General features: G+C 53.7%; 22 protein-coding genes. 16 read left to right on the top strand and 6 right to left on the bottom strand.

Annotated elements, in window-relative coordinates; genetic code table 11:
* Positions 1 to 70: 70 nt before the first annotated feature.
* The 3 genes from ACMWLG_RS17535 to ACMWLG_RS17525 form a co-directional block, all read right to left on the bottom strand.
* Positions 71 to 280 (bottom strand): hypothetical protein, encoded by a 210-nt coding sequence (locus ACMWLG_RS17535; protein ID WP_016487839.1) that lies wholly within the window; start codon positions 278 to 280, stop codon positions 71 to 73.
* Between the two features lie 61 nt (positions 281 to 341).
* Positions 342 to 2,411, bottom strand: a complete 2,070-nt coding sequence (locus ACMWLG_RS17530; RefSeq protein WP_006379606.1) for a ParB/RepB/Spo0J family partition protein — start codon at positions 2,409 to 2,411, stop codon at positions 342 to 344.
* Positions 2,412 to 2,491: 80 nt separating this feature from the next.
* Entirely contained in the window at positions 2,492 to 3,319 is an 828-nt protein-coding gene (locus ACMWLG_RS17525; RefSeq protein ID WP_003092327.1) for a DUF932 domain-containing protein, read from the bottom strand.
* 392 nt (positions 3,320 to 3,711) lie between these two features.
* Between ACMWLG_RS17525 and ACMWLG_RS17520 the strand changes: the two genes are divergently transcribed.
* Positions 3,712 to 6,168 carry an ATP-binding protein gene (locus tag ACMWLG_RS17520; RefSeq protein ID WP_016487840.1) on the top strand — a complete coding sequence of 819 codons (2,457 nt, stop codon included), beginning with the start codon at positions 3,712 to 3,714 and terminating at the stop codon, positions 6,166 to 6,168.
* Positions 6,169 to 6,234: 66 nt separating this feature from the next.
* Here the strand turns inward: ACMWLG_RS17520 and radC are convergent, their stop codons facing one another.
* The 3 genes from radC to ACMWLG_RS17505 form a co-directional block, all read right to left on the bottom strand.
* Positions 6,235 to 6,744: a RadC family protein gene (radC, locus tag ACMWLG_RS17515; protein ID WP_016487841.1), complete on the bottom strand. Its 510-nt coding sequence runs from the start codon at positions 6,742 to 6,744 to the stop codon at positions 6,235 to 6,237.
* A gap of 351 nt (positions 6,745 to 7,095) precedes the next feature.
* Positions 7,096 to 8,160, bottom strand: coding sequence for a PDDEXK nuclease domain-containing protein (locus ACMWLG_RS17510; RefSeq protein WP_016487843.1), 1,065 nt, complete (start codon positions 8,158 to 8,160; stop codon positions 7,096 to 7,098).
* Complete coding sequence (locus ACMWLG_RS17505; RefSeq protein ID WP_014603550.1) at positions 8,157 to 9,356, bottom strand: tyrosine-type recombinase/integrase; 1,200 nt, start codon at positions 9,354 to 9,356, stop codon at positions 8,157 to 8,159. The genes ACMWLG_RS17510 and ACMWLG_RS17505 overlap by 4 nt, the downstream gene beginning before the upstream one ends.
* A 313-nt stretch (positions 9,357 to 9,669) precedes the next feature.
* Between ACMWLG_RS17505 and ACMWLG_RS17500 the strand changes: the two genes are divergently transcribed.
* The 15 genes from ACMWLG_RS17500 to ACMWLG_RS17430 all read left to right on the top strand — a co-directional run bounded on the left by ACMWLG_RS17500 (position 9,670) and on the right by ACMWLG_RS17430 (position 22,464).
* Positions 9,670 to 9,882: an Hha/YmoA family nucleoid-associated regulatory protein gene (locus tag ACMWLG_RS17500; RefSeq protein WP_022652191.1), complete on the top strand. Its 213-nt coding sequence runs from the start codon at positions 9,670 to 9,672 to the stop codon at positions 9,880 to 9,882.
* Between the two features lie 176 nt (positions 9,883 to 10,058).
* Positions 10,059 to 10,700, top strand: a complete 642-nt coding sequence (locus tag ACMWLG_RS17495; RefSeq protein ID WP_015063153.1) for a hypothetical protein — start codon at positions 10,059 to 10,061, stop codon at positions 10,698 to 10,700.
* A gap of 291 nt (positions 10,701 to 10,991) precedes the next feature.
* Entirely contained in the window at positions 10,992 to 12,065 is a 1,074-nt protein-coding gene (locus ACMWLG_RS17490) for a hypothetical protein (protein ID WP_022652192.1), read from the top strand.
* Positions 12,066 to 12,592: 527 nt separating this feature from the next.
* Complete coding sequence (locus ACMWLG_RS17485) at positions 12,593 to 12,985, top strand: hypothetical protein (RefSeq protein ID WP_022652193.1); 393 nt, start codon at positions 12,593 to 12,595, stop codon at positions 12,983 to 12,985.
* Between the two features lie 658 nt (positions 12,986 to 13,643).
* Positions 13,644 to 14,300: a trypsin-like serine protease gene (locus ACMWLG_RS17480; RefSeq protein ID WP_000462754.1), complete on the top strand. Its 657-nt coding sequence runs from the start codon at positions 13,644 to 13,646 to the stop codon at positions 14,298 to 14,300.
* Between the two features lie 202 nt (positions 14,301 to 14,502).
* Positions 14,503 to 15,000, top strand: a complete 498-nt coding sequence (locus ACMWLG_RS17475) for a membrane protein (protein WP_000340139.1) — start codon at positions 14,503 to 14,505, stop codon at positions 14,998 to 15,000.
* A gap of 4 nt (positions 15,001 to 15,004) precedes the next feature.
* Positions 15,005 to 16,393: a hypothetical protein gene (locus tag ACMWLG_RS17470; RefSeq protein ID WP_000083579.1), complete on the top strand. Its 1,389-nt coding sequence runs from the start codon at positions 15,005 to 15,007 to the stop codon at positions 16,391 to 16,393.
* A gap of 400 nt (positions 16,394 to 16,793) precedes the next feature.
* Positions 16,794 to 17,087: a helix-turn-helix transcriptional regulator gene (locus ACMWLG_RS17465; RefSeq protein WP_012477377.1), complete on the top strand. Its 294-nt coding sequence runs from the start codon at positions 16,794 to 16,796 to the stop codon at positions 17,085 to 17,087.
* Positions 17,088 to 17,091: 4 nt separating this feature from the next.
* Positions 17,092 to 18,417, top strand: coding sequence for a type II toxin-antitoxin system HipA family toxin (locus ACMWLG_RS17460; RefSeq protein ID WP_000088044.1), 1,326 nt, complete (start codon positions 17,092 to 17,094; stop codon positions 18,415 to 18,417).
* Between the two features lie 60 nt (positions 18,418 to 18,477).
* Entirely contained in the window at positions 18,478 to 18,684 is a 207-nt protein-coding gene (locus tag ACMWLG_RS17455) for a hypothetical protein (RefSeq protein ID WP_000134171.1), read from the top strand.
* A 100-nt stretch (positions 18,685 to 18,784) separates the two neighbouring features.
* Positions 18,785 to 19,195, top strand: coding sequence for a hypothetical protein (locus ACMWLG_RS17450; RefSeq protein ID WP_000985909.1), 411 nt, complete (start codon positions 18,785 to 18,787; stop codon positions 19,193 to 19,195).
* A gap of 12 nt (positions 19,196 to 19,207) precedes the next feature.
* Positions 19,208 to 20,023, top strand: coding sequence for an HNH endonuclease signature motif containing protein (locus ACMWLG_RS17445; RefSeq protein WP_001641519.1), 816 nt, complete (start codon positions 19,208 to 19,210; stop codon positions 20,021 to 20,023).
* 252 nt (positions 20,024 to 20,275) lie between these two features.
* Complete coding sequence (locus ACMWLG_RS17440; protein ID WP_000278471.1) at positions 20,276 to 20,701, top strand: hypothetical protein; 426 nt, start codon at positions 20,276 to 20,278, stop codon at positions 20,699 to 20,701.
* Positions 20,702 to 21,249: 548 nt separating this feature from the next.
* Positions 21,250 to 21,558: a hypothetical protein gene (locus tag ACMWLG_RS17435; RefSeq protein WP_001224686.1), complete on the top strand. Its 309-nt coding sequence runs from the start codon at positions 21,250 to 21,252 to the stop codon at positions 21,556 to 21,558.
* A gap of 15 nt (positions 21,559 to 21,573) precedes the next feature.
* On the top strand, positions 21,574 to 22,464 hold the full coding sequence (locus ACMWLG_RS17430; protein WP_414763010.1) for an HNH endonuclease: 891 nt from the start codon (positions 21,574 to 21,576) through the stop codon (positions 22,462 to 22,464).
* Positions 22,465 to 22,527: the final 63 nt, after the last annotated feature.

The following is a 22,527-nucleotide window of genomic DNA, read 5'->3' as shown; positions in this document are numbered from 1 at the left end:
GGCCACCGCCGCGCCCGGAGTTTTCGACCACCGGCCCCAAGGCGGCACGGCTTGGGGCCGGTGCGGCTCGTTATTTCTTGGTTTCGATGATCCACCACACGGCGCGCGGCAAGGCGCGGCCCGTGAGGGGATGCAGATCGGTCAGGTCGGCGCGGGCCGTCCAGCCACGCGGCGGACGGTAGCCGCGCACGTCGCCGTCGCCGTGCCAGCGGCGGGCGCGCACCGTGCCGGAGGCATAGGTCGCAGCCATACGGGGGCGGTTTGCGGGTTGGTGGGTCATGGCAGGCATCCTCAATATGAAGCGCCCCGGCCGGAACCGGGGCGCTATCTACGGTGCGAAGTCACGCGGCCAAAGCCTCGGCCTGCGGCTGGACATCCGCCACGGCGGCCGCTTCTTCCTGTGCTTCGGCTTCGCCATCCGCCGGCGCGTCCTGCCCGGCCTGCTGCGGGCCTTCGGTGCGGAAGATGGCGGGCATCCAGCCGGTGCCAGCGGCGAGCCGTTCGGCTTCGCTGGCAATGTCGCCCTTCTTCAACTTCGCCAGTCGGGTGACGTGCGAGGGCGCGAACCCGCCAACGGCTTCCAGAATCGCGGCCTTCGGCACATGCCGGAAGTAACCCTCATTGGTGGGCTGCCACCACGCGGCCATATCCAGCCCCACGGCCTGCGCCAGTTCCGCGCCGGGCTGGTGCGGCGTGGCGCGAGGCGTCACCACGTCCACCGTGGAAGCTAAGCACACGGCCAGCAGCCGCACCAGTTCATCCTGTGATTTCGCCAGCAGCGCGGCGAACAGTTCGGCGCTGTCCTCCGGCAAGGTTTCGCCTGCCACCTGTTGCAGTTCGCGCAGCGCCACGGCGGCGGGTGATTCCGGCCAGTCCGGGGCCATGCCTTCCAGCCGGTCTTGCACCGTGAGGCGCACGCCCAGCGGCAGGTCGTGGCCGTAGTGGCTTTCCTGCAAGACGGTCTGCACCATGCCATGCACCACGGCGGCCAGCGCGGCTTGCGGATGCCGGGCCACTTCGATTTGCAGCGCGGCGGTACGGTGCGCGCTCAACCGCTGCGCCAGTCGGTCGGACATGGTGGCGGTCTTGGGCTGCTCGTCGTCCTCGCCTTCGTCCTCGTTTGCGGCTTCGCCTTCGCTGCCGAAACCCTGCCGCAGTCGTTCCAGCGTGCGCAGCGCCTTGGCTTCGGCTTCGCGCAGCAGCCCGCGATGAATCGCGGCCTGCCCGTCGCGGTCGATGGTGACGATGGCACCGGCTGCGGCCTTCACATTGGCCGCATAGTCCAGCAAGCCTTCTTCCAGCGCCTGCAACTGCTCGCCCAGGCGTTCGCCTTCTTCCTGCAAGGCATCGGCCTTTTCTTCGTCTTCGTCGTCCAGCGCGGCATCCACGGCTTCGGCCAGTTCGTGCAGCTTGGTTTGCAGCTTCTCGATGCGCTGCGCGTCGCGCTTGTTCGGACTGCGGCGTTCCCTTGGCGCACGCTGGAAGGCTTGCAGATCGGCATGGGTCATGCCCGGCGTGGCATCCACCCACGCCCAGCCCTCGGCCTGCACCTTGGCGGCGATACCTGCCAGCTTGTCCTGCGCCAGCCGTTCCAGCAGTGCGGCATCGGTCAGATACACGCCTTTGTCGCCCTCCGCGAACAGGTCGCGGCGGATGCCACCGCCTTCCTGCTCGTAGCCGTCCAGCCCGACAAAGCGCACCAGCGGATGCCGGTAGGCGTCGATTTCGCGTTCGGTCAGACGGTCGCGCAGGTTGTGCGGGCTGCGCTGCCATGTCGGCGCATCGTAGAACGCGGCTTCCTGCGCGGCGTGGTCGTCGGTGATGGCAAGGGCCATCAACTGGTCAAGGCTCACGGCCTCGGCGCGATAGTCGGCCAGCAGGCGCGGCGAGACGTTGGCGAGTTTCAAGCGGCGCTGCACCACCAGCGGCGTGACGGAAAAATCCGCTGCGATATCCTCGATGCTGCGGCCTTCGGCCACCAGCGCGGCGAACGCCTCGAACTGGTCGGCGGGGTGCATGGCTTCGCGCTGCACGTTCTCGGTCAGGCTGGCCGTGCGTGCGGTGCCATCGGCCACCTGCAGGCAAGGCACCTCCCATTCCTTGCTGATGCGGTGCTTCTTCGCCAGCAGCTTCAACGCTGCGAGGCGACGGCCACCGGCCACGACTTCGTAATGCTCGCCGTCGGCGGCGGCAATCACGATGAGGTTTTGCAGCAGGCCGACACGCTGGATGCTGGCGGCGAGTTCGGGAATGGACATGCGCGGGGTCTTGCGCACGTTGCGGCCAGTGGGGCGCGACACCAGCCGCGACAGCGGAACCAGAATCAGGTTCTTGGTCGGGTCAGCGGCTTCCAGCGGGATAGCGGCGGCGGTGTTGATGGCGCGGGCTTCGGTTTGGGTAACGGCGTTCATGGTGATAACTCCTATCGGTTCAGGAATGCAGCAGCGAAGAAAGCGACAAGGGCTGCTGCCTGCCCCTGCCGCGTGGGGATTCAGGCTTTCAACTGGCGCATGCCATCGGCCAGCAGCCAGAGGGCGCGATTCAGTCGGATGTTTTGGTCGATGCCCTGCACCGGGCGGGTTTGCTGTCGGCGCCCGTTGGCGCTGCGGCCACGCAGCCCGCCTTGGGTCAGGTTTTCTTGGGTGCGGTTGAACACGCTCCACAGGTCGGGGCGGCGGTCGTCGAAGCGGCGCGGCATCAGGATTTGCGATTCCGTGATGGGCGCGGGCTTGTCGGGGTCGTCGTACTTGAGGGCGAGCGCGGCGCGGGCGAACACTTCGGATTCGCCATCGTCCAAGGTGATGCCGCGCATGGCATCGCGCGATTCCTTCACCCGATCGAAACCGCTCAAGACTTCGTAAGCGCCCTCAATGACCAGACCGGCCACGTCGCCTTTATGGGGCACTCGCACATCGGCCACGGTGTTGCCGCAAACAAGGCCATTGCTGCACACGAACCGGAACATTCCGGCCAGCATCTGATAGCTGCTGGTGCCGTCGTGCGAGTTCAGCAGCACGATTTCGTTGGCCTCCGCGCCGTTGATCTGGCTGGCATGGCGCAAGCGAATCATGTGTTTGGTGTGCTCGCGCTTGCCTTCGTCGCGCACGCGGGTTTGCGTCACCATGAAAGGCTGGAAGCCTTCTTTGCGAAGCTCGGTCAGCACGGCGGCGGTGGGGATATAGGCGTACCGCTGCGAACGGCTCTCGTGCGGGGCATCCGCGAAGATGGACGGGGCCACGCGGTGAATCTGGTCGTCGGACAGCGGGTAATCGCTGCGCAGCGAGGGGGAGCGGAAAGCGAAACGGGATGCGAGTTGCATGGTCTTTCTCCTGACAAAAGAGGTTTGCTGTTCACACCGCACACCGGATTTCTAGATTCGGAGCCCAGCCTTTCGGCTGTTTGGTGCGGTCGGCACGAGGAACCCGGTTGGCCCTGTTGCCACCGTCTTTCCTGAGTTCATCGCCCGCGGCCAAAGGAGCGCGCGGACGGGGGCCGTCAAGGAGCCAAGCGCAGGGTGGGTGCGGCCCGCAGGCGCAGCCGAGGACACGGCCCTGCGCGCCTTGACGGCACACGGGCGCGGGCTACGGTCGCGGGTAAGGTGATGAAGTCAGGGGAGACGGCTGGACAAGGCAACGGCCATCCCTTTGTGCTGACCGCACGCAAGCGAAGCGCGCAGGCCCGAAGCTGGAAGCCGGGCCGTAGGCGTCAGCGATGCGGAAGGCTGGCGAAGCCAGTCCCGCCAGGGATGAGCGACTAGCGAACCTGGAGCAGCGCGATCCGCGAAGCGGAGACGCAAGAGGACTCTTCGTTTACCATTTGTTTCGCAAGCTAATGATGGGAAAGCAAGAACACGGAGATCTAGAGATGATTGTCTGCATCAACCGCCTCAAACAGTTCGGAATCTTCAGCGACTTCAATGGAACGAAGATCCAAAAGTTCGGCCGGTACAACCTGGTCTATGGTTGGAATGGAACAGGCAAGTCAACGTTATCGAATCTATTCTCTTGCTTTGAGCTTCGCTCGATGGTTCCCCGCTTCAGCACGGGCCAATTTTCAGTAGTTCTGGAGGATGGCTCAACGATCACGGAATCCACACTCCACTCATCCCAATTGAATATTCATGTTTTCAATCAACGCTTCGTGCATGAGAACATTGATTGGGACAAATCCGTAAAGAGCATCCTTCTTATTGCGAAAGAGAAGATTGATGACTTGCAGAAGCTGGAGAAGCTGAAGAGCGAGCTTCAGTCGAAAAAGAAGGCTCACGACGACAAGCAAAGCGATATCAAGAAGCAGCGTGAGGCATTAGAGAAGTTCCTGACCAATGCTGCCAAGAAAATGAAGCTTGGACTTCAGGCGATTGATACGAGCGACAGTTATTACTTGAATTACGACCGCCGCAAGCTCTCCAACTTCATACAGAATAACGGCGAGACAATTATCAAGGCGGAGTCGGTTCTTCCAGATGAGAGGGTTATCGACCTTACGAATGCCGCCAAGCCAGATCAGCTTCCAAGCATTGCTTTCGCCTCAACGGCCATTGAGCCGGACTACTTTAAGAAAGCGGCGGGCCGCATCAGAGATTTGATTGGGACTACGGCGGTCAATCAAGCAATCCAGCGGCTTACCGATAACCCGGACATCCGCGAATGGGTTCAAGCAGGCTTGGAAATCCATAAAAACCACGACTCGCAATCCTGCGAGTTCTGCGGCTCTCCGTTCGCCCAGCTTCGTGCCGAGGCGCTTGCTGCCCACTTCAGCAAGGAGTTCACGGAGTTTCAGAGCCGACTTCAGAATGCGGCGACATGGATTGAATCTCAAGGCGCTCCAGCTAATCAGTTTCCCGCATCGACCGAGTTTTATAAAGAACTATCGGCCGAGGCAGAAAAGCTTCAAAAGGACTACGCAACTGCTGCTGAAAAGATCGACCAGCAAATGGACGCCTGGCGGGAAGCCCTGAAGGCCAAGATCACAGACCCTGGGAAGACAGACATTCAGATCTCGGATGTGGTTGAAGACGATGTCACCAATTTCAATGACATCCTGAAGTCGATTGTTGCTCTCGTTGGAAAGCACAACAATAAGACTTCAAATTTCAAATCTGAGACCTCAAAAAGCAAGGTGGCACTGGAGCTTCACTTTGCTGCGGCTGAGGTGCAAGAGTTTGACTATGCTGGAAGTGAGAAGAAGTGCAATGACCTTGAGTCAGAAGCAAAGAACGACCATAAGGAAATTGAAAAAATTAGTCTAGAGGTCGGAGCCATAGAAGCGGCGCTCTCGAATGAAACGGTCGGGGCAAAGGAGTTCAATGACATCCTGCATCGCTTCATTGGCCGCTCTGAGCTTTGCCTGAACTTCAATCAGAAGAAGAAAGGCTATGAGATCATCAGAAACGGGGTTGGTGAGCACGATGGGAATTTGAGCGAAGGTGAGAAGACTGCGATTGCATTTGTCTATTTCATCACGAAGCTCAAAGAAAATGGAAATAACATCAAGGATACGATCGTCGTCGTTGACGATCCGGTCTCAAGCTTTGATTCTAATCACTTGTTTCACGCCTACTCGTTTTTGAGAACGCAATGCACTGAAGCCAAGCAACTTTTTGTGCTGACTCACAACTTCACTTACTTTAAGCTAGTGAGAGACTGGTTCACTGGCACCAATAGGAATCGAGTCAAAAAAGGCAACGCCGAGAATTGCTTCTTTTATCGCCTGGATGCGCCACCTGGCTCCCCTCGTCACTCCCTACTTGTGGATGCCGACGACTCACTCAAGAACTACGGTTCCGAGTACCACTATATCTTCAAGAAGCTTTACGAATATAGGGCGCACACGACACTCAATCGAGATGAGGCGTTCTTGACCGCCAACCTCGCCCGAAAGCTTGTTGAATCGTTTTTTACCTTCAAATATCCAAGGCGGCGAAGCGACATTAGTCAATTGATGGAGGCTGGCCTAAAAGATTGCACCATCACGACACCAGAGCTTAAAGAAAAAATCTACCGCTTTATCAATAAGTATTCACATAGCGACGTTATTGAGATAACAGAGGAATCCGCAGAAAACTTGGCAGGCGAAAGCCACAGCGTCATCGGGAACATCTTCCAGTGGCTGGAAGAGGTGGACAAGAAACATTACGACGAGATGATTCAGGTTGCGACGGCCTGAGCATCAGGCCGCGAGGGCCATAGCTATGCCACCAGGCGCAGCAAAAAGGGGCCGAAGCCCCTTGGGCTAGATCAGCCCATGCTCGGCGAACGATGCCGTTTCGTTGCCCGCAACGATGATGTGATCGAGCACGCGCACGTCCACCAGACCCAACGCTTCCTTGAGCCGCTGGGTCAGCGCCCGGTCAGCCGCGCTCGGCTCGGGGTTTCCGCTCGGATGGTTGTGCGAAACGACGACCGCCGCCGCATTGAGCCGCAGCGCCTCCTTGACCACTTCGCGCGGATACACCGACGCACCGTCAATAGTGCCGTGGAACATCTCCCTGTATTCGATCAGACGATGGCGCGTATCCATGAACAGCACTACGAACACCTCATGCTCGAAGCTGGCCAACTTTGTACGCAAGTATTCCTTGACCGCCGCCGGCGAAGTGAACTCTGCTCCGCGCTGCATTTTCCGGTCAATGACCTGGCGCGCAGCTTCCAGAATGTCGTCGGCCGATGCCGGTAGATAGCGCCCGTGCGCGTCGCGCACCAGCAGACAGGAATCGAACGAGGGAAAGGACAGTTGCGACATGATCGTGCTCCGGTTGCTCGGGCGGAATTGCCCGGAACCGGCGGCAGCACGGCGCAGCGCAAGCAGTCAGGGGTCGCAGACGGCCGCCAGGACGCAAGCGCGCATGGCGCGCGCCGCCCTTGACGGCGAGAACGCCGTGATACGGTGAAGGGAACAGCAAGACCGCCCACACCCGCCCACTGCACAGAGTCGATTTTTGGCAAGCGGAGCGCGCAGGCCCGGATCAACGAGCCGGGACGGAGGCGTCAGTGATGGAAGCCCGACAGGGGCGAGACTCGCGCAGCGAAGCTCGATGCGCAGCACGACAGCGCGACGGCGGCACGCCGGGACGCCCGACTGCTTGGGACAGGACTACTCGTTGTCCGTCTTGCGCTGCTCGATTTGCAACTGCGCCCGTTGCGTTGCCTGTTGCAGCCGCTCCACCAGCACGCCCCTCGGCGGCAAGGCGGTCAGATACTCGGCAACGTGGATGCCGGACTTGTCCAGCTCCAGCAATTCGATCTGCTCGCGCTTCTTGCCGGTGCAAAGGATGATCCCGAGCGGCGAGGCTTCCTCCGGCTCCCGTTCGTGCTTGTCTAGCCACCGAAGGTAAAGCTCCATCTGCCCTTTGTAGGCCGCCTTGAAGTCACCTACCTTCAACTCCACCGCAACCAGCCGCCGCAGCTTGCGGTTGTAGAACAGAAGGTCAAGGTGGAAATCCTCGTCGTCGATCGGAATGCGCTTCTGCCGGGCGACGAATGAGAAGCCCGCGCCCAGCTCCAGCAGGAAGGACTCCATTTCACGGATGATCGCCGCTTCCAAGTCGCCTTCCTGCCAAGTGTCCCGCAGGCCCAGGAAGTCGAGGATGTACGGGTCGCGCATGACCAGGGCCGGCGACATGCGCTGCGCATCGCGCAGGGTCGCCAACTCCTGCGCTATGGTTTCTTCCGGCTTTTGGGAAAGCGCCGTGCGCTCGTACAGCATCGAGTCGATACGCTCGCGCAGCGTCCGCACGCTCCAGCGTTGGGTGCTGGCCATCTGTGCGTAGTAGTCCCGCTGGAGCGGGTCTTTCAGCGGCATCAGGGCGATGAAGTGCGTCCAGCTCAATTCTCGTATCAGTGATACGAGAATTCGCTCGTCGGGGAAGGTGGCGGCGAACTGCACCATGCGGCGCAAGTTCTGCTCTGCAAAGCTGCTGCCGTACTCCTCCACCAACTGCGCAGCCAAGGTGGGCAGAACTTCCTTGCCGTAGGCGCCCCGGCGCCTGTCCAAGACCTGCGTGTGGATGCGTTGGCCGATGCGCCAGTAGAGCATCGTAAGCTCGCTATTCACCGTCGAGGCGGCGCGCTTGCGCGCCGCTTCGATCAGTGCCCGGATGTCGCCCAGCAGCGCCGCGGGCGCTGCGAGCGATGCTGCTGATGGCCGGCGCCCGTTCATGCCACCGCCTCCGCAAGCTGCCGCGCGCCCGTGATGGCTTGGCGGCGGCTGGCCACCAGCTCGGCCGCCTCGCGCACCGGCTTGTCCTCGGTGTGGACGTAGTGCATGAACATCGCCACGGTCTTGTGGCCCGTCAGCTTCATTCCCACTTTGGTCGGCACACCGGAATTGGCAATGTCGGTGGTCGAGCGATGACGGATGCCGTGCGTGCCTACGTGCGGCACGCTGGCGGCCTTGAGCGTCCGGCACCAGCCGCCATAGTGCTCGCCAAAGGTCAGGTGCTTGGCCGGGTCGTTCGGCGACGGCAGGACGTAAGGGCAGCCTTCCAGACGCGGCGCCGTCGAAAGCAGCCGATAGGCTTCCTCGCTCATGGGCTTGGAAATGCCGCCAACCTTGCTGTCGGGCCACACCACGCGCCGGTTCTCGAAGTCCAGCCAGCTCCATTCGAGCGGGCAGATTTCGGAGCGCCGCGCCGCAAACTCGAATTGCAGCCGGATCGCCAACGGGATGACGTAGTTCTCCAGCCCCTCCGCCTCCAGTTTCTCCAACTGGCGGAAGATCCGCACCATTTCCTCGTCCACGATGAGCCGGGTTTCCTTGCCCGGCGGGTACATCGGGACGTGGCGGCACGGATTCGTACCGTCCGGGCGGAAGCCCCAGACTTCGGCCAAGTTGAACATCTTGCGCAGCACGCCGAAGGTCTTGTTGGCCTCGGTCGGCTTGTAGGCCAGCTTTTCCATGAGCCCCGCAATGTCGGGCCGCTTCACGTCATGCACCTTCTTGCGGCCCAGCAGCGGGATGATGTTGCGGTCGATGACGCCCTGGTAGCCGTCCTGCGTGCTGACCTTGTTGCGCTTCTTGGAGTAGTCCTCCATGAACTTTTTGCACAACTCGGCCATCGTGGGCGCCTTGCGCGCCTCGGCCTTGGCACCGCCGGGATCACCACCCCGGCGAACCTCGGCCAGCCAGTCCTGCGCTTTGACCCGCGCCTGTTCGACGGTTAGCTCCCCGTAGAGTCCCAGCGAGGGCTTGCGGGGCTGGCCAGAGTTCGTGCGGTACTGGAGCATGAACACCCGGCGTCCCGTCGGGGTAATCTTGCAAAGGAAGCCGGGCACGACGGTATCCCGTAGTTCGATGTCCTTCGCCTGGGGTTGCGCCGACTCTACGGCGGTCTTGGTGAGCTTGATCTTTGCCATGATGACTCCTTGGAACGACCCGGATTCCAGGAGCCAGATAGGAGCGGCGCGAGGGAGAACCGGGTCAAGTTTCAGAAAGCACCGGCATATGATGGACGCGCGTAAGCTATTGATAAACCTGTTGTATCGGGCTACGTCGCAGTCCAGCGAACTACCGGGCTGGAGTCATCGTGAAACAAAAAAAGGGGGCCCGCCAGTTCAGCAACGAGCCGGAGTTATACGTCAAATAGTTGCAAAAAAAATTAGATTCCCGGAACAAATCCACATAAGATTGGGATACTGTACTTTTGCTGAAAATAACTTAAGGTTGACCATGTCCGAAACTAAACAGGCGTATTTGATGAAATTTCGTAAGTGCTCTTCATTTGACACACTGGAAAAAGTATTTGAACGACTCTGTGAAAAGAATGTTGGTATAGTTTCACTAGAAATTTCCGGGGCATATGACCATCGAAAAGCTGAACTGACAATGAAAAAACTCTACGATAAAGTCCCCGCCAGTGTATGGACCCTGGTTCGTCAGTAAAATGAAAATCCCGGGAACCATTATACAGCCGACGTTTAACAAAAAGAGGTTTATGAAATCGTCTGTTGAACATATAAATTTATTAAATTATTTATTACCACCTCTGGGAATTAGTTTAATCAGAAAAGTAATAACTTCACTTAAAATGCTTTACTTGCTCTGTTGTGGTAAAACGCATGGGAATTAAACCTTTATTAATTTTAACTCTTCCATTCATCTCCTTTTATTTAAACGCGGCGAGCCTAAACGAGTTCAGTCAAAAACTGGATGAAGGTTACCGTTACGCCTGTAACGCAACTCAGACGGGCAACGCAGAGGTTGCCTCTCTGGCGCTTGAGAACTACAGGGCAAATTTCACTACCTCAGACCCAAAAGTTGGTTTCAGCCAGATAATGAATGATGAAATAAACAAGGTTGTCTCGAATTTTTTCAGAATGGGCATGATCCAGGGGAACACCAGTACTGCGGCCTGCGAGACGCCTTCGGAGTTGCTGAGTCAGACCGCTTTGGCGGTATATTCCCGACAGGAAAAGGCGGCGTTGGCATCGAGCCTTGATGCTGTCCGCTTCACTGAATATGCGGCGCAGGCCTACCCGATTTTTGATTCAATCCGGAGTACAAGCATCAGTGAGGATGAAGTAATTAATCAGATTAATAAAATTGGGAATAATGCAATTATAAATGACAAGAATGCTATTGACGCCAGCAATGCGACAAGTGCGATGAAAAACGTAGTGACTGTACTTTTTTCTGCCCGGAGTGACCCGGAACTTATGCAATTTATGATGGGTTATATTGATCAACACAAACTGCATTGAATGTAGGGTCCAGTATTTATATTAAATCAGCTTTCGTCCTGAAAGTGAGCCCACTGTTGGAATGCTCACTAATTCCGGTTCCGTCCGTATTAATAAGTCTCACTGCTGGTGGAGGGACGGGCAACCGGAAAAGTAGCTTTTTACCAGCATAGAATTGCCATCGCTTTATCCATTTGCCCCTGCCACAGTAATAAAAGCAACTTAAAAACTCATGAAAAAAGACCTCTTATCGAAATGTCATACTGCTTTCGTCCGATATAGTGAATGTCTGTATGCTGCGGGGGAAATAACATGCGAAAGAGCTATACCTATGGGATTCCTTTCGGACTCCATCGCGAAACTGGACGGTATCTGGACATCACGGAAGTAAGCAGAGGGAGTGCATGCAACTGTATCTGCCCCGGGTGTCGTACGGATTTGATCGCCAGGCAGGGTGAGGTCAAACTCTGGCACTATAGCCACACCACGGACCTCTTCGGTGATTGTGACGGCTTGATGGAGGCGATTCGGGGAAAAATTATTGAAGTTGTCCGGGAAAGACATCTTCTCGGTTTCCCGCATCTTCTGGCCGGTTATGAAGGCGGGAAGGTGCCACTTGATGAGGTAAGCGGCAGCGGAAGCATGTTCGGCGCCACGGCAGATCTGTTTGTGAAGGTTAACGACCTCTGTGTCGCCGTGTTTCTTGATACCGATCGCAGCGTGGCCGGGAAGCTGACGTTCGACCATCTCCATCCCTCGGAAATGGTAGCAGCATTACGTATCGATCTGCCGGATATAGAATACGAAATCAGTCAGGTACAACTTGGCAGGCGAGATGGAACCTACAGCGAACGTATCGAGAAAATTATCATTGATGAGACGGAGTCACGAGAGTGGTTGTATCATCCCATGATGCAGGAACTGGGGACTGAACCCCTGAAGGTTTATCAGGGCCGTGAGCCTGCGGAAGCAGGACCACTTCTCCAGCGTCTTTCCGACTGCTACATGAAGCTGCCGGACATCTTACCCCAGAGCATGAATACGCTGATAAGAATGCAGCAGGACACCATCGTTTGTTTGTGTCGGCTCACCGTCAGAGCATCCAATATAGCCCAGACTGATGAATTTCCGCTGTTTATACGTTACTTCCGTCTGCATTGTCTCGACACCAGTGAGCATGTGAATTACGAGAAATTGCTGAACTGGCAGGACATGATCACAAAATCACAGGAAGGGCAGTCGCTAACGATGGAGGAACGGGATTATCTCCAGGAAATCGCCCGTATTGGCCTCTACAACCACCGACTTAAAAGTGTCTGCCTGACGGCCTGCGAAGACAGTAAGGTGGCAACAACTGAAGGACCAACAAATTTCTCATTGCTCTGAAGGGGGCTGGTGAGTTACGGGCCTGGCGGGCATGGAAACGTAAACAAAATCTACTTGCTCGCCTTAAGCAGTAATGGGTTGTTCATTTCTTACATGGTCTCAGAGTACCTATCATGATCAGTCCGGTAATATAAACTGGCACAGCCATCATAACAGCCCAACGCTAATGGACATACATTAGCGTTGGGCTGTTATGGCCGAAAGACTGGATCAGGAGTTCCGGATTTTTGCGCGGTAGGTGTGTTTGATCCTTTCAATCGTGGCAAGAGATGCATTCCAGTAGCGTTCAGCGTCGGGGCGATATTGGTCATCGAAGATGCAAAGATTCAATAATAGTGTAATTAGCGTCTCCTGGCGGCAAAGTCAGTCGGCCGGAACTGGTAAACTGTATTCCACCTCACCCGGGCTGGCGGGCGACTGACGTCTTGCCGGTTCATAGCCGGTGGTCGCGTCTGACAATGCGGTGTCCTGCCGGTAGTGACGCTGGCAGGGAGGTTTGCCAAATATACCCTACAGGGACTTCAGGAATGAATACGTTCGAACAGTTTAAAGCACAGGTCACCCAACATGCCTGTGGACTCGGTCCGGAACAACTGGCCGGGTACTGGGGGCGGTCCACCAGCGGCGAATGTGTTTCGCCATCGTATGAAGTGTTCAGGGGTTATCCGACCCGCCATCCGCTGGCGGAGTTTGTGGAGATGGCTGCATCCCGCAACGGCATCAGGCCGGATGACTACCTGGGTGATTTACTCCGGGGGCCGCATGAGGTTGTCGGCTCCCTGACGGATGACAGCACGTCACCCGCCGCCAGCCTGCCTGTCTATTTCTTCCCGGGTGCCGGGATTTACGCTGCGGCGGTCAGTGATACCGAGGTGCTCGATGTCTGGATGAGCTGGCCTTGCTACCCGGAAAACTGGTGAACATCCGAAACCGGGTTAACCGGCCGGGGATGATTTCCACGACAGTTGGTGCGGACGTGATAACACAATTGCATGTCCTCATCCCTCAAGCCCCCTGCCAGGCCCCAACGTGCTGTCAGGCTTCGCCTGATTCCCGATCTGCGCCGGTACTTCAGCCGATAACTTTTTGTTTTCTTTTTATTTTCTCCCCATTTCCTCAAAGTTCGCGGGCGGCGTGGACAGGGCACCATTGCCGCATGTGGGGTCTTAATAAGGGCAGGGTGGTCAGGTTTGCTCGATGCCGGGGGTAGGCCCTACCCTTTATGGGATGAGGACATGCAATTCACTAAATTAATCGACAGCACCGGTGGTGACTTATCTGTAACGGGTCAGTTTTGATACGGGGAATGTTTCAGGGTTAAGATCTGGAATCATAAAAATATACGCTCCCGTTCAGGACATACGACTTGAAATGGATAATGCCATTAAAGGAATTCCAGCCTTTCGTCGATAACAGTTTCTGACCATCGCCATAACCATGTCATGGAGGAGACTAACCGTGTTTCAGAGGTGAGCTGGTGCCTGGCAAAACATACAAACTCAAATATCAGGAAGCGAGTTTAGTTGTTTATAACATGCAGCCGTGTAACTGATTAGGTACCGGCAAAAGGAGGAAATAATGTTTGAAAACTACGTTTGTAAAATCTATGTAAGCAATGATCCTCATTTTAGTAGCCATCTCGAAGCAACTGCGTTTGGTTTCGATAATGGTCAGCAGCAAAAGATTCTCACCGCAGCCCATGTTGTTACCAATGCTCTTGGAAAAATTTATCCCGTCAGCAATACACTTAAACTTTACGTCAAATTTCTTAACCATCAAGGACTGGTGAACGAAGAGCCTGTTCTAGTCGATTTCATTCTCAATGAGGCTAATGACAGGGCAGACTTTAAAGACGGCATTCCGTTTGTTGACAGTGCAGAAATCGTATTACCAGCTGGAATACAACAGCCTGTAAGTAGTTACTTTAAGGTCCTGGCTCCCGCAGCTGGCATGGGTACATTGGGTGTCGGATATCCAATGAATGAGACAACAATTTCGACATTCCCTGGTGAAGTTTCAGGCATTTGGCCTTTAAATTGCTCAAATCATTCTCCCCAACATCTCACAACTCGCTTTGTAATAGCACATTTCAACACCGATGGTTGCTCTGGTGGACCCTATGTCGTCTCCGAGAATGACGAGCATTTTGTCATTGGAAGTCTGGTTGGAATAATGTCTGGAACCTGCCCAGATTCAAATCCACACATGTCTGTTCAGTCCGCTACTGATTTTTAGCAAAGTCAGTTCCAAAATGACGCTGGCACGATAGTTATTTTGGGTCTGCCCGATATGGCGTCTGCCCTTACTAACAGCAACAGCATTGAAACTGACAAACATGAACTCGAAAGTGCCACAATAGTAAGTCATGATTTCTTCATCACTTTTATGGTGCTCTTTTTCACCTATCACACAGCAAGTTATGAATACGAGGCCTGTAATGGACGCTACCGAAACTGAAGAGCTCGAAAAAATTCGCAAGAAGGCAATGGATGAAGTTACAAGTGCTCTTCAGGCGCTTGAAAATAAGTTCCCGGGTATTACTGAGGGCGCAGCAGCTTTGGCGGGGTCAGGCGTAGGCGCAGCGGCTTCCTTCGGTGCTCTCTATACGCTTGGTACAACGGGAGTGTCAGCAGCAGGCATAACCTCCGGGCTCGCTACAGCAGGGTCTATCGTCGGTGGCGGTATGGTTGCAGGCATTGCGGTATTGGCCGCACCTGTAGCTGTGTTAGGGATTGGCGGGTACGCGATAGTGAAACACAAAAAAAATGCGAAACTGACAGCCGCCCTTAGTCAGGCCATCCAAAAGCTCTACGAAGTTCAGGAAAGGTTGATGTCGAATGCGGAATATTTTAAGGCAGAAATTGCTGGCATCAAGGCAACAATCGACATGCTTACTAAGAAAGCTCCAAAAGGTAGCCTGGTCGCGGTGAGGTAAACACATGAGTCAGTCTCCTTATGATGATGAGTTCAGGGCCATCCGTTATATTCAGCTCCGTGGTCAGGATATCGCGAACGCTCACGAGACAATTAACAGTGATATAGAGAGCCTTAAGGCACAGTTGACCGGGCTAATCAGCGGCACTGAACTTGATGAAGCGGAGCATCTGGCGCTTAAAGAACATCATCTGCGAGAAATGACCCCTTCAGATACTGCCATGCATTCTACTGGTCTCAAGACTATATATAGCGAGGCTAACCAGCGTGTATGCGGTGATATTGGACTGGCCACAATACTCTCCACGGATGACTTGGCTGTTGTAGATGCCCGGATCCAGAATCATATTAAAGAATTTAATGATCGCTACGCACTCGACGCCTGGGATTATGCTATTGCCTGCGGATGCGGGCTCATAGCATCCATGCTGGATTTACTTTGCGTCAGAGCCCCGCCAAAACCTACGGTGAGCTTTACGGCAGAAGTGGATGGTATTTTCAATAAACAGGTGCAGAAAGCCTTCAATGCCATTTTGCCGGAGGACCTGAGTACAAAACTCTCAGATTTGTTCCCTATAGGGGCACCAGACAGTTCGATCAGCAGCGATTTAGTGGGTGCGGCCGGTGGCGTTTTGTCTCCCACAAATCACCGCTTAAGAGCTTTGTCACACGATCCCGTACTGGGCATTATTTTCGGTATAAAGGATATGCTGAACGGGACCTGTACGGTGGTTCAGAATGGACAGATCGTGGTTTATCCTTCCAGTAAAGGCGTTACAGACGAAACCAATATTTTCAGGCTCATCGCCAGAATGTTTGGACACCTGGCATCGGATGTTAATGCCCCCTCAGCAAAAGGAAACCGTGGCATGGGGTTACCGGCTCCTTTTATGGGGCTACTTCGTATGCTTGAGGGGATCCCTGTGGGGAGTTCTAACTTCGGCAAACAAATAGAGTACATGTATGTCAACGGGTATGACTTTCGTCAGTTTATCGTGACAAGTATTCCGATGAGCATAATGGAAGTTTTGATGCGGGTTTTCTATGTGGCGAAACAGGTATCGCTGGGAAAAGGAGCTTTTGGGGAGACCTTACTGGATACCATGCCGTTGCGGCTAAATCCACGCTTCCGGATGATGCTTGCCCTGGGTTATGGAACTTCCAGTGCTGTTAACGCAGGTAAAATGTATATCACCGGCAATATTCTCAATGCGAATTACGCCTCCTGGATGGGGTTGGCCTGGAATGGTTTTCACTCACTCAAGTGGTCCCTTTATCAGCGACACTTAAAGCTTTGGGCCGGTATTGAAAAGGCAGAACTGGAACGGCTTCAGAACAATATAGACAGCATCGAGGCATTGACCATCAGAGCAGGAAACTTGCCAGTCAAGTAACATTCACCGGAGCACCTCCGGAACCCCATAGCCCACCAGCTGCTAAAAATGTCTGCCTTTGCTTTTAATACTCTCTCTGCCTCCTCCCCGAGGCAGAGAGTAGCTCGTAGTTATTTATACAGCTCACAACAGGGCCATAAGATACTCCGCTTCTCGTTTACCGATGATCCTGATCTGTCAGCTCTCTTACCGGATGCTGTACGAGCGTAACGGCTTATTATTGATAGTTCTCTCATATCAAACCTCATAAAGATTTATGCTGCCACTTAGTAACAGCCTAAAGGTTGTACTCTCTATTTAACAGCTTTTAGGCTGTTAATTTGATATTACAGCTTTTAGGGTGTATGTTTAGAAAACAGCGTACAAGGTGTATCAGAGGAACTACTGAGGCCAGCTTATGATCAATAATGATTACCCGTTAAACACGCTCAACCAGTTGCGTCCCTTGCTCATTGGTTTTCGCAAGGCGAATGGCCTGACGCAAAAAGACCTGTCCGAAAGGTTAGGGGTCACTCAACAGACATACTCACGTCTGGAAGCCAACCCTGCCAGTGCGAGCATTGAACGGCTATTCAAGGTGTTTTCTATCCTGGGCGTAAAAATCAGCTTCTCCTCGACAACCGCCTCTTCAGAGGGGAAGCAGACGGAAGAAATGCTTAAATCAAACTCACCTGCACGACAGGAGAAATGGTAACGATATGAGCCGGAAACAGCAGCGTCTGGCAATCTGGATGAACGGAATCAAAGTCGGATACTGGGAAAAAAGTAAAGGGGTAGACAGCTTACAATACCTTCCTGACTGGAGTGCAGACGAACAGGGAAGGCCGCTGTCATTGTCCCTTCCTTTTACTCCCGGGAACCAGGTCTGGCGTGGAAATGTGGTACGTGACTATTTTGATAATTTACTCCCGGACAGCGAAGGCATACGCAGACGTCTGGCAATGCGTTACAAGGCCGATAGCCTGGAGCCTTTTGATCTTCTGACGGAGCTGGGAAAAGACTGCGTGGGCGCGATACAGCTGCTTCATGACGGAGATGAACCCACAGATTTATATTCCGTGAAGTATCACCCGCTTACTGAATCAGAAATTGCGGCAACTTTGCGTAATACCACGGAGACATTGCTACCGGGCAGGCCAGAAGATAACGACGACTTACGTTTATCTATTGCCGGTGCTCAGGAGAAAACAGCCCTACTGTGGCATGAAGATCGGTGGTGTATGCCGGAGGGTAATACACCAACGACGCATATATTCAAGCTACCGCTCGGACTTGTGGGGAACATGAAAGCCGACATGCGCTCGTCGGTTGAAAATGAATGGCTCTGCTCGGTACTTCTCGAACAGTACGGGCTCCCCGTGGCAAGAACGCAGATTGCTCACTTTGAAGATCAGAAAGCGCTGGTGGTAGAACGTTTTGACCGAAAATGGTCAGGAAACGGACAATGGATCATTCGTTTACCCCAGGAGGATATGTGTCAGGCCCTGGGCATTTCGCCATTACGAAAATATCAGGCGGACGGCGGGCCAGGTATATCGGAAATTATGGAAGTTCTGAGTAATTCAGACCGTGCTGAGCGTGACAAAGCGCAGTTTTTTATGACGCAGATAGTTTTCTGGATGATGGCCGCAACAGATGGCCACGCTAAAAATTTCAGTATTTCTATTGGGCCACAGGGACGTTATCACCTTACACCACTCTATGATGTGTTGTCGGCATGGCCGGTGATCGGTCATGGGAACAATCAGATATCCTGGCAGAAGTGCAAACTGGCGATGGCCGTACGTGGCAGTAGCAACTATTACCAGATATATCGAATACAACGACGCCACTGGATCAGGCATGGTGAGATAACCGGCCTGAGTAAACAGCAGACAGAGGCGATGATAGAGGAAATCATCGCCAGAACCCCGGGTGTCATTGAACGTGTTAGCGGGCTTCTTCCGGACCAGTTCCCCCAGCAGCTTGCGGAAAGTATTTTTGATGGAATGAGGCAGCAATGCAGGCGCCTGGCTGAGAAATGACAGCCGCAATTTATAGTGTGCATGTTTTCAGAATAGCTGATGTAAGCGTGAGGATTCAGTATGACTGAAGAACAAAAAAGAATAGAGCGGGCTATTGAGTTGGCTTGTCGTTACGGCGGAACCGATGAAATGCATCATCTGCAATGGGTCGTGGATCAGATGGTAAGAGAACTTGCTGGAGAACGTTATGCACAGATTGTAGCAGATGCCACCAGCGGAGAAGATGGGCCTGATACTTACAAATGGAGTGTTGGGATCGCGCCTTAGCATCTGTCAGTCTGGGGATGAAAACGTACTTAACATCCAGCGAATTCCCAGACTTCACATTAAGACTAGAGTAACGGCCGCAATCACGTGAGAGAAAAAAATGGCAATTTTAGCAATCATTGCAGTTATCGCCCTGGGTGGGTACGCCTGCGGGTTTATTAAAGCCCGTGAGCTGAGCGCTTTGCGTAAAGAAATGAAACTATACGTGGATCGCATGGAAGCGGCGGAGCTGGACTTACACGCAATCAGAAGTGTAGCGGAGCACCGGTTGCACGGTGCAGGTAAACAGTTTGCCGACCTTTACAGCCGTATCGACGGTGCAACTGTGACGCTGACACCCGAAGATCAGCTGTTACTGGCAACGATGCCATTTAATATTCAGGATGTAGAAGACATCGTAAACGAGCGCGGTCCAAAGACAATTAGCGGCCGTCCATTCTGGGAAGTTGAGCCAGGCCCGCATGACTATGAATATGGCCCGCAATATCCGTATTTCCCAGACCAGCGCTAGGAAGAGATCAAGATGAGAGAGCCAAGACCCCGCCATACCTTGCAGGTCATTCGAGTGCCTTCTCTGGAGGTTCAGGATCTGGGGCTGACCAGCTTTGATAGCTGGCTTGACGAGAACGGTTATGACAAAACGAATGCCAGAAATAACCGTACCATCTGGGCGAGAGAAGGCGGATGGCATCTGAAACGTTGCAGAAATCTGGAAACTGGCACGGACGATTTCTGGTTTATCGCTTTCGATGGTAAAGGCGGAAAGATATACCCGCTGAAAACCCAAAGAGACTACCGGGCTGCATATCGTAAGCTGGAAGCAGAAGGTTATGCACCTGCGGTCATCGAGCAAATGACCACAGGCGCAGCATATAACCTGGCCTATCCACGTTCCACCCTAAAACAAGCTGAGACGGCCACCAGCGAACCAAAGCGGAAACCTGACGTAGATATCCAGGGTGAGCACTGCGAGCGCGTAGTGACGCAACGTAGTGGCGTGGCACAGGGTAAATTTAAAGCTCTGCTCATCGAGAATTTCGCGGGCCGTTGTGCGGTAACCGGTTGGGTTAATGGCGGTGTCCTGGATGCGGCACACATTGAACATGGAACCCGGTACAATCCGTCTAATGGCATCCTGATGACTCCAACAATGCATGCTCTGTTTGATGCCGATCTTATGGGCATAGATCCGGCCACCCTGACCGTTCATTTTAAGCCAGGCATTGAGCTGGGCGAGCTGTTTGAAGGCCGTAAAATCACACCGCTGGTGTACGATCTGGACTTAGAGCGGCTGGCCGTACGCTGGGCAGGATACCAGGGCCTGGCTCATGAACAATGATGGGTTACAGCCGGGATGTGTGAAAACCCGTCAGTGAAACCTGCATGCGCCATACCTTTAAATTTAAACTCAAGAGCCAGGCTCAAGATAAAACCGAAATGAAAAGGTAAAATCCGGTGCACCAGATCTCTTAGGTTTAATACCTGAGCCGGTATACTGGCAGGCGCAGGCATGTGGGTATTATCCAGTCCATACATCTCCACACAGTGTTAACCGCAACATTTAAAGTTCAATAAGGACGGTTTCAATTTTATGTATAAAACAGCATTAGTGATGATTATCGGGATCCTCGGATGCAGTAAAGCATTTGCAGCCACTGAATTACAGCTCCAGCAAAAACGCGTTATGCAGTTCTGTGCCAACGCCAGTCTTCCATTGTTAGTTGCGGGTACAACGTACGCGAATACGTCTGACAACGGGCGACCAGAAAAAGAAAGATTGGCAATCCTGAAAAATTCAGTTGCAAGCTCGACAGCTTATAAAATGGCATCTCCCGGAGTTCAGATTGCCATGATGAGCGTGGTGGAAGATATTGCCGATCCGAAAGAATTAGCTCTACATCAAAAAGAAGTTAGACGTCTTGGGGCTAGTTATCTTTCCGACAGCGGTGTTTCATGGGCTTCAAAAACTGTTTCACCATTTACAGCCTGGTGTAACTTTAACCGTTTAGAAAGTTAAGGCTGGCAAGGCGGTTCCTGTTCAGGAAAGTTACTTTCCGTGCGGGGACCGTAAGATACAGATAAAGCTTAAGGCCTTTGAATTTCTGGAAAGCATTTGAAAATTTCATTGCGCTTGTCTGATATGAAACAGCCCCTGCATTTCTGCAAAGGCTGAAAGAGTGTGTACGGACTTTGGAAGGAGTGATGATATACGCCTGAGCCATCCCATCACCGCAGACAGGGTAATTAACCCTGACTAAAGCTTTCACCTATTCCGTCGCTCGCAAGCGGCTTTCGCACACTAACGAAGGTATGGCCTTTCGTCGGTGTTAAATTTTTCAAACTTTGCTTACTTTGTCAAGGAAGGTGACCGCAGTAGTAGGCACAACTACTTTAATCTGTATGAATAATAAGGTAGAACCGGCCAGTGAATGAATGCTTTCCCTGAAATCAGGCGGACAACCTTCAGGAATATTGATAGCAAGACTGAATCTCTCGCTGCGGCGATAAACATTTCGCCATAACCCTGAACGAGAGTGGTTCATCCATCATATACAGGAGCGTTACATGCGCAAATTTAAGTACATAATCTGTCACCAGTGCGAAGGCCACGGGACCATGGAAAACCCGGCCTTTGAAAATGGATTCACCCAATCAGAAATGGCTGAGTGGGAGCCAGAAATGCGTGAAAAGTATTTTGCCGGAGCATTTGATGTTCGCTGTGACGTTTGTGCCGGTGACGGTAAGCTCAGCGTACCAAACGTAGCGGCTATGTCTTTTTCAGAACGACGGGTTCTGGCAGCACGGCGGCGTGATGAGCGTCTTCAGGCTGCTGATGAACGGCTGTCCCGCCAGGAACGAGCAATGGGGTACTGAGGTGTTACAGCAAAGATGAAAATGACGAAGCCAAAACCGGTAAGCCGGATGAAAAGACCGTTTATTAGTGAGCTTGCAGAGCTGGGTTTATCGGGTGAAATTCTTTCAATTCGAACTGACGGCATGCAGGGGACGCTCATACCCGATCTTACCGCAGGGGTGAGTGAAGCAGGCCGTGTGAAAACCGGCAACTGGGTAATCTCTGACAAGAGAACCTTCGACCATGTCGTTCTGTGTGTTGAAAGACAAGATGAGAACCATGATGTGTACGTAGGTAAATTCATCCAGTTACATGTAGCCGCTAATAAGAGCCTTAAGATCGTCGAAATGGGCGATGTGAAACTGGTGGCCATAACCAGCTCGATTCCTACCACTTTTAATGGTGGGATAAAGAGATACAAAGGGGTTACGTATGTGTCACTTTCCCAAACAGCTCAAACCACTATCGACTTCCCGAAGCGTATCTACAAAGAGGGCCAGGAATGTACTTCTGTCACCAGTCCTGACCAAGGTCCTTTCGCCCGGGATGTTAGGTTGAATTGCTACGGGCGATGTGTTGTCACCGGCGTAAGGTCCCCCTGGCGTACTGAGGCCGCGCACTTAACGCCACGTCATGAAGAAGGCATTCCCGACGTAACGAACGGAATTTTACTTCGCCGTGATATCCATACACTGTTCGACAATGACCATTGCGCCATAAACCCTGACACTATGAAAATTTACTTCAGCCGGGAGGCCCGGGAGTTGGATGATGATCTCCTGAAATGGCATGGGAATGAGATAGAGACGACACGCATGCAGGTTCCGGTTAACATCGAAAACCTTCGGATACGATGGCAAAAATTTAAGGCTAAGGATCGTCAGCGTAAATGTAAGCGTGCAGTGAGAACCGTATTGACGAAGTGAAGCTGGTCAGGCAGGCAGAGTAACCCGCCACGGGAGCAGAGCACCCACCCGGTTCACAGGCCA

It is taken from the genome of Enterobacter sp. 01-M-02-SI-ECC (assembly GCF_047530595.1).
Classification (GTDB): domain Bacteria; phylum Pseudomonadota; class Gammaproteobacteria; order Enterobacterales; family Enterobacteriaceae; genus Enterobacter; species Enterobacter cloacae_M.
The sequence above is the reverse complement of the archived record's forward strand: the minus strand, read 5'-3'. Positions and strand labels throughout refer to the sequence as shown.

Bases quoted from the DNA above. Each gene is read 5' to 3' on its own strand.
- ACMWLG_RS17435 (WP_001224686.1), top strand. From the start codon at position 21,250: ATGCGCAAATTTAAGTACATAATCTGTCACCAGTGCGAAGGCCACGGG.
- ACMWLG_RS17430 (WP_414763010.1), top strand. From the start codon at position 21,574: ATGAAAATGACGAAGCCAAAACCGGTAAGCCGGATGAAAAGACCGTTT.
- ACMWLG_RS17535 (WP_016487839.1), bottom strand. From the start codon at position 280: ATGACCCACCAACCCGCAAACCGCCCCCGTATGGCTGCGACCTATGCC.
- ACMWLG_RS17455 (WP_000134171.1), top strand. From the start codon at position 18,478: ATGACTGAAGAACAAAAAAGAATAGAGCGGGCTATTGAGTTGGCTTGT.
- ACMWLG_RS17470 (WP_000083579.1), top strand. From the start codon at position 15,005: ATGAGTCAGTCTCCTTATGATGATGAGTTCAGGGCCATCCGTTATATT.
- ACMWLG_RS17440 (WP_000278471.1), top strand. From the start codon at position 20,276: ATGTATAAAACAGCATTAGTGATGATTATCGGGATCCTCGGATGCAGT.
- ACMWLG_RS17485 (WP_022652193.1), top strand. From the start codon at position 12,593: ATGAATACGTTCGAACAGTTTAAAGCACAGGTCACCCAACATGCCTGT.
- ACMWLG_RS17505 (WP_014603550.1), bottom strand. From the start codon at position 9,356: ATGGCAAAGATCAAGCTCACCAAGACCGCCGTAGAGTCGGCGCAACCC.
- ACMWLG_RS17525 (WP_003092327.1), bottom strand. From the start codon at position 3,319: ATGCAACTCGCATCCCGTTTCGCTTTCCGCTCCCCCTCGCTGCGCAGC.
- ACMWLG_RS17530 (WP_006379606.1), bottom strand. From the start codon at position 2,411: ATGAACGCCGTTACCCAAACCGAAGCCCGCGCCATCAACACCGCCGCC.
- ACMWLG_RS17495 (WP_015063153.1), top strand. From the start codon at position 10,059: ATGGGAATTAAACCTTTATTAATTTTAACTCTTCCATTCATCTCCTTT.
- ACMWLG_RS17500 (WP_022652191.1), top strand. From the start codon at position 9,670: ATGTCCGAAACTAAACAGGCGTATTTGATGAAATTTCGTAAGTGCTCT.
- ACMWLG_RS17490 (WP_022652192.1), top strand. From the start codon at position 10,992: ATGCGAAAGAGCTATACCTATGGGATTCCTTTCGGACTCCATCGCGAA.
- ACMWLG_RS17510 (WP_016487843.1), bottom strand. From the start codon at position 8,160: ATGAACGGGCGCCGGCCATCAGCAGCATCGCTCGCAGCGCCCGCGGCG.
- ACMWLG_RS17520 (WP_016487840.1), top strand. From the start codon at position 3,712: ATGCGGAAGGCTGGCGAAGCCAGTCCCGCCAGGGATGAGCGACTAGCG.
- radC (WP_016487841.1), bottom strand. From the start codon at position 6,744: ATGTCGCAACTGTCCTTTCCCTCGTTCGATTCCTGTCTGCTGGTGCGC.
- ACMWLG_RS17480 (WP_000462754.1), top strand. From the start codon at position 13,644: ATGTTTGAAAACTACGTTTGTAAAATCTATGTAAGCAATGATCCTCAT.
- ACMWLG_RS17450 (WP_000985909.1), top strand. From the start codon at position 18,785: ATGGCAATTTTAGCAATCATTGCAGTTATCGCCCTGGGTGGGTACGCC.
- ACMWLG_RS17445 (WP_001641519.1), top strand. From the start codon at position 19,208: ATGAGAGAGCCAAGACCCCGCCATACCTTGCAGGTCATTCGAGTGCCT.
- ACMWLG_RS17460 (WP_000088044.1), top strand. From the start codon at position 17,092: ATGAGCCGGAAACAGCAGCGTCTGGCAATCTGGATGAACGGAATCAAA.
- ACMWLG_RS17475 (WP_000340139.1), top strand. From the start codon at position 14,503: ATGGACGCTACCGAAACTGAAGAGCTCGAAAAAATTCGCAAGAAGGCA.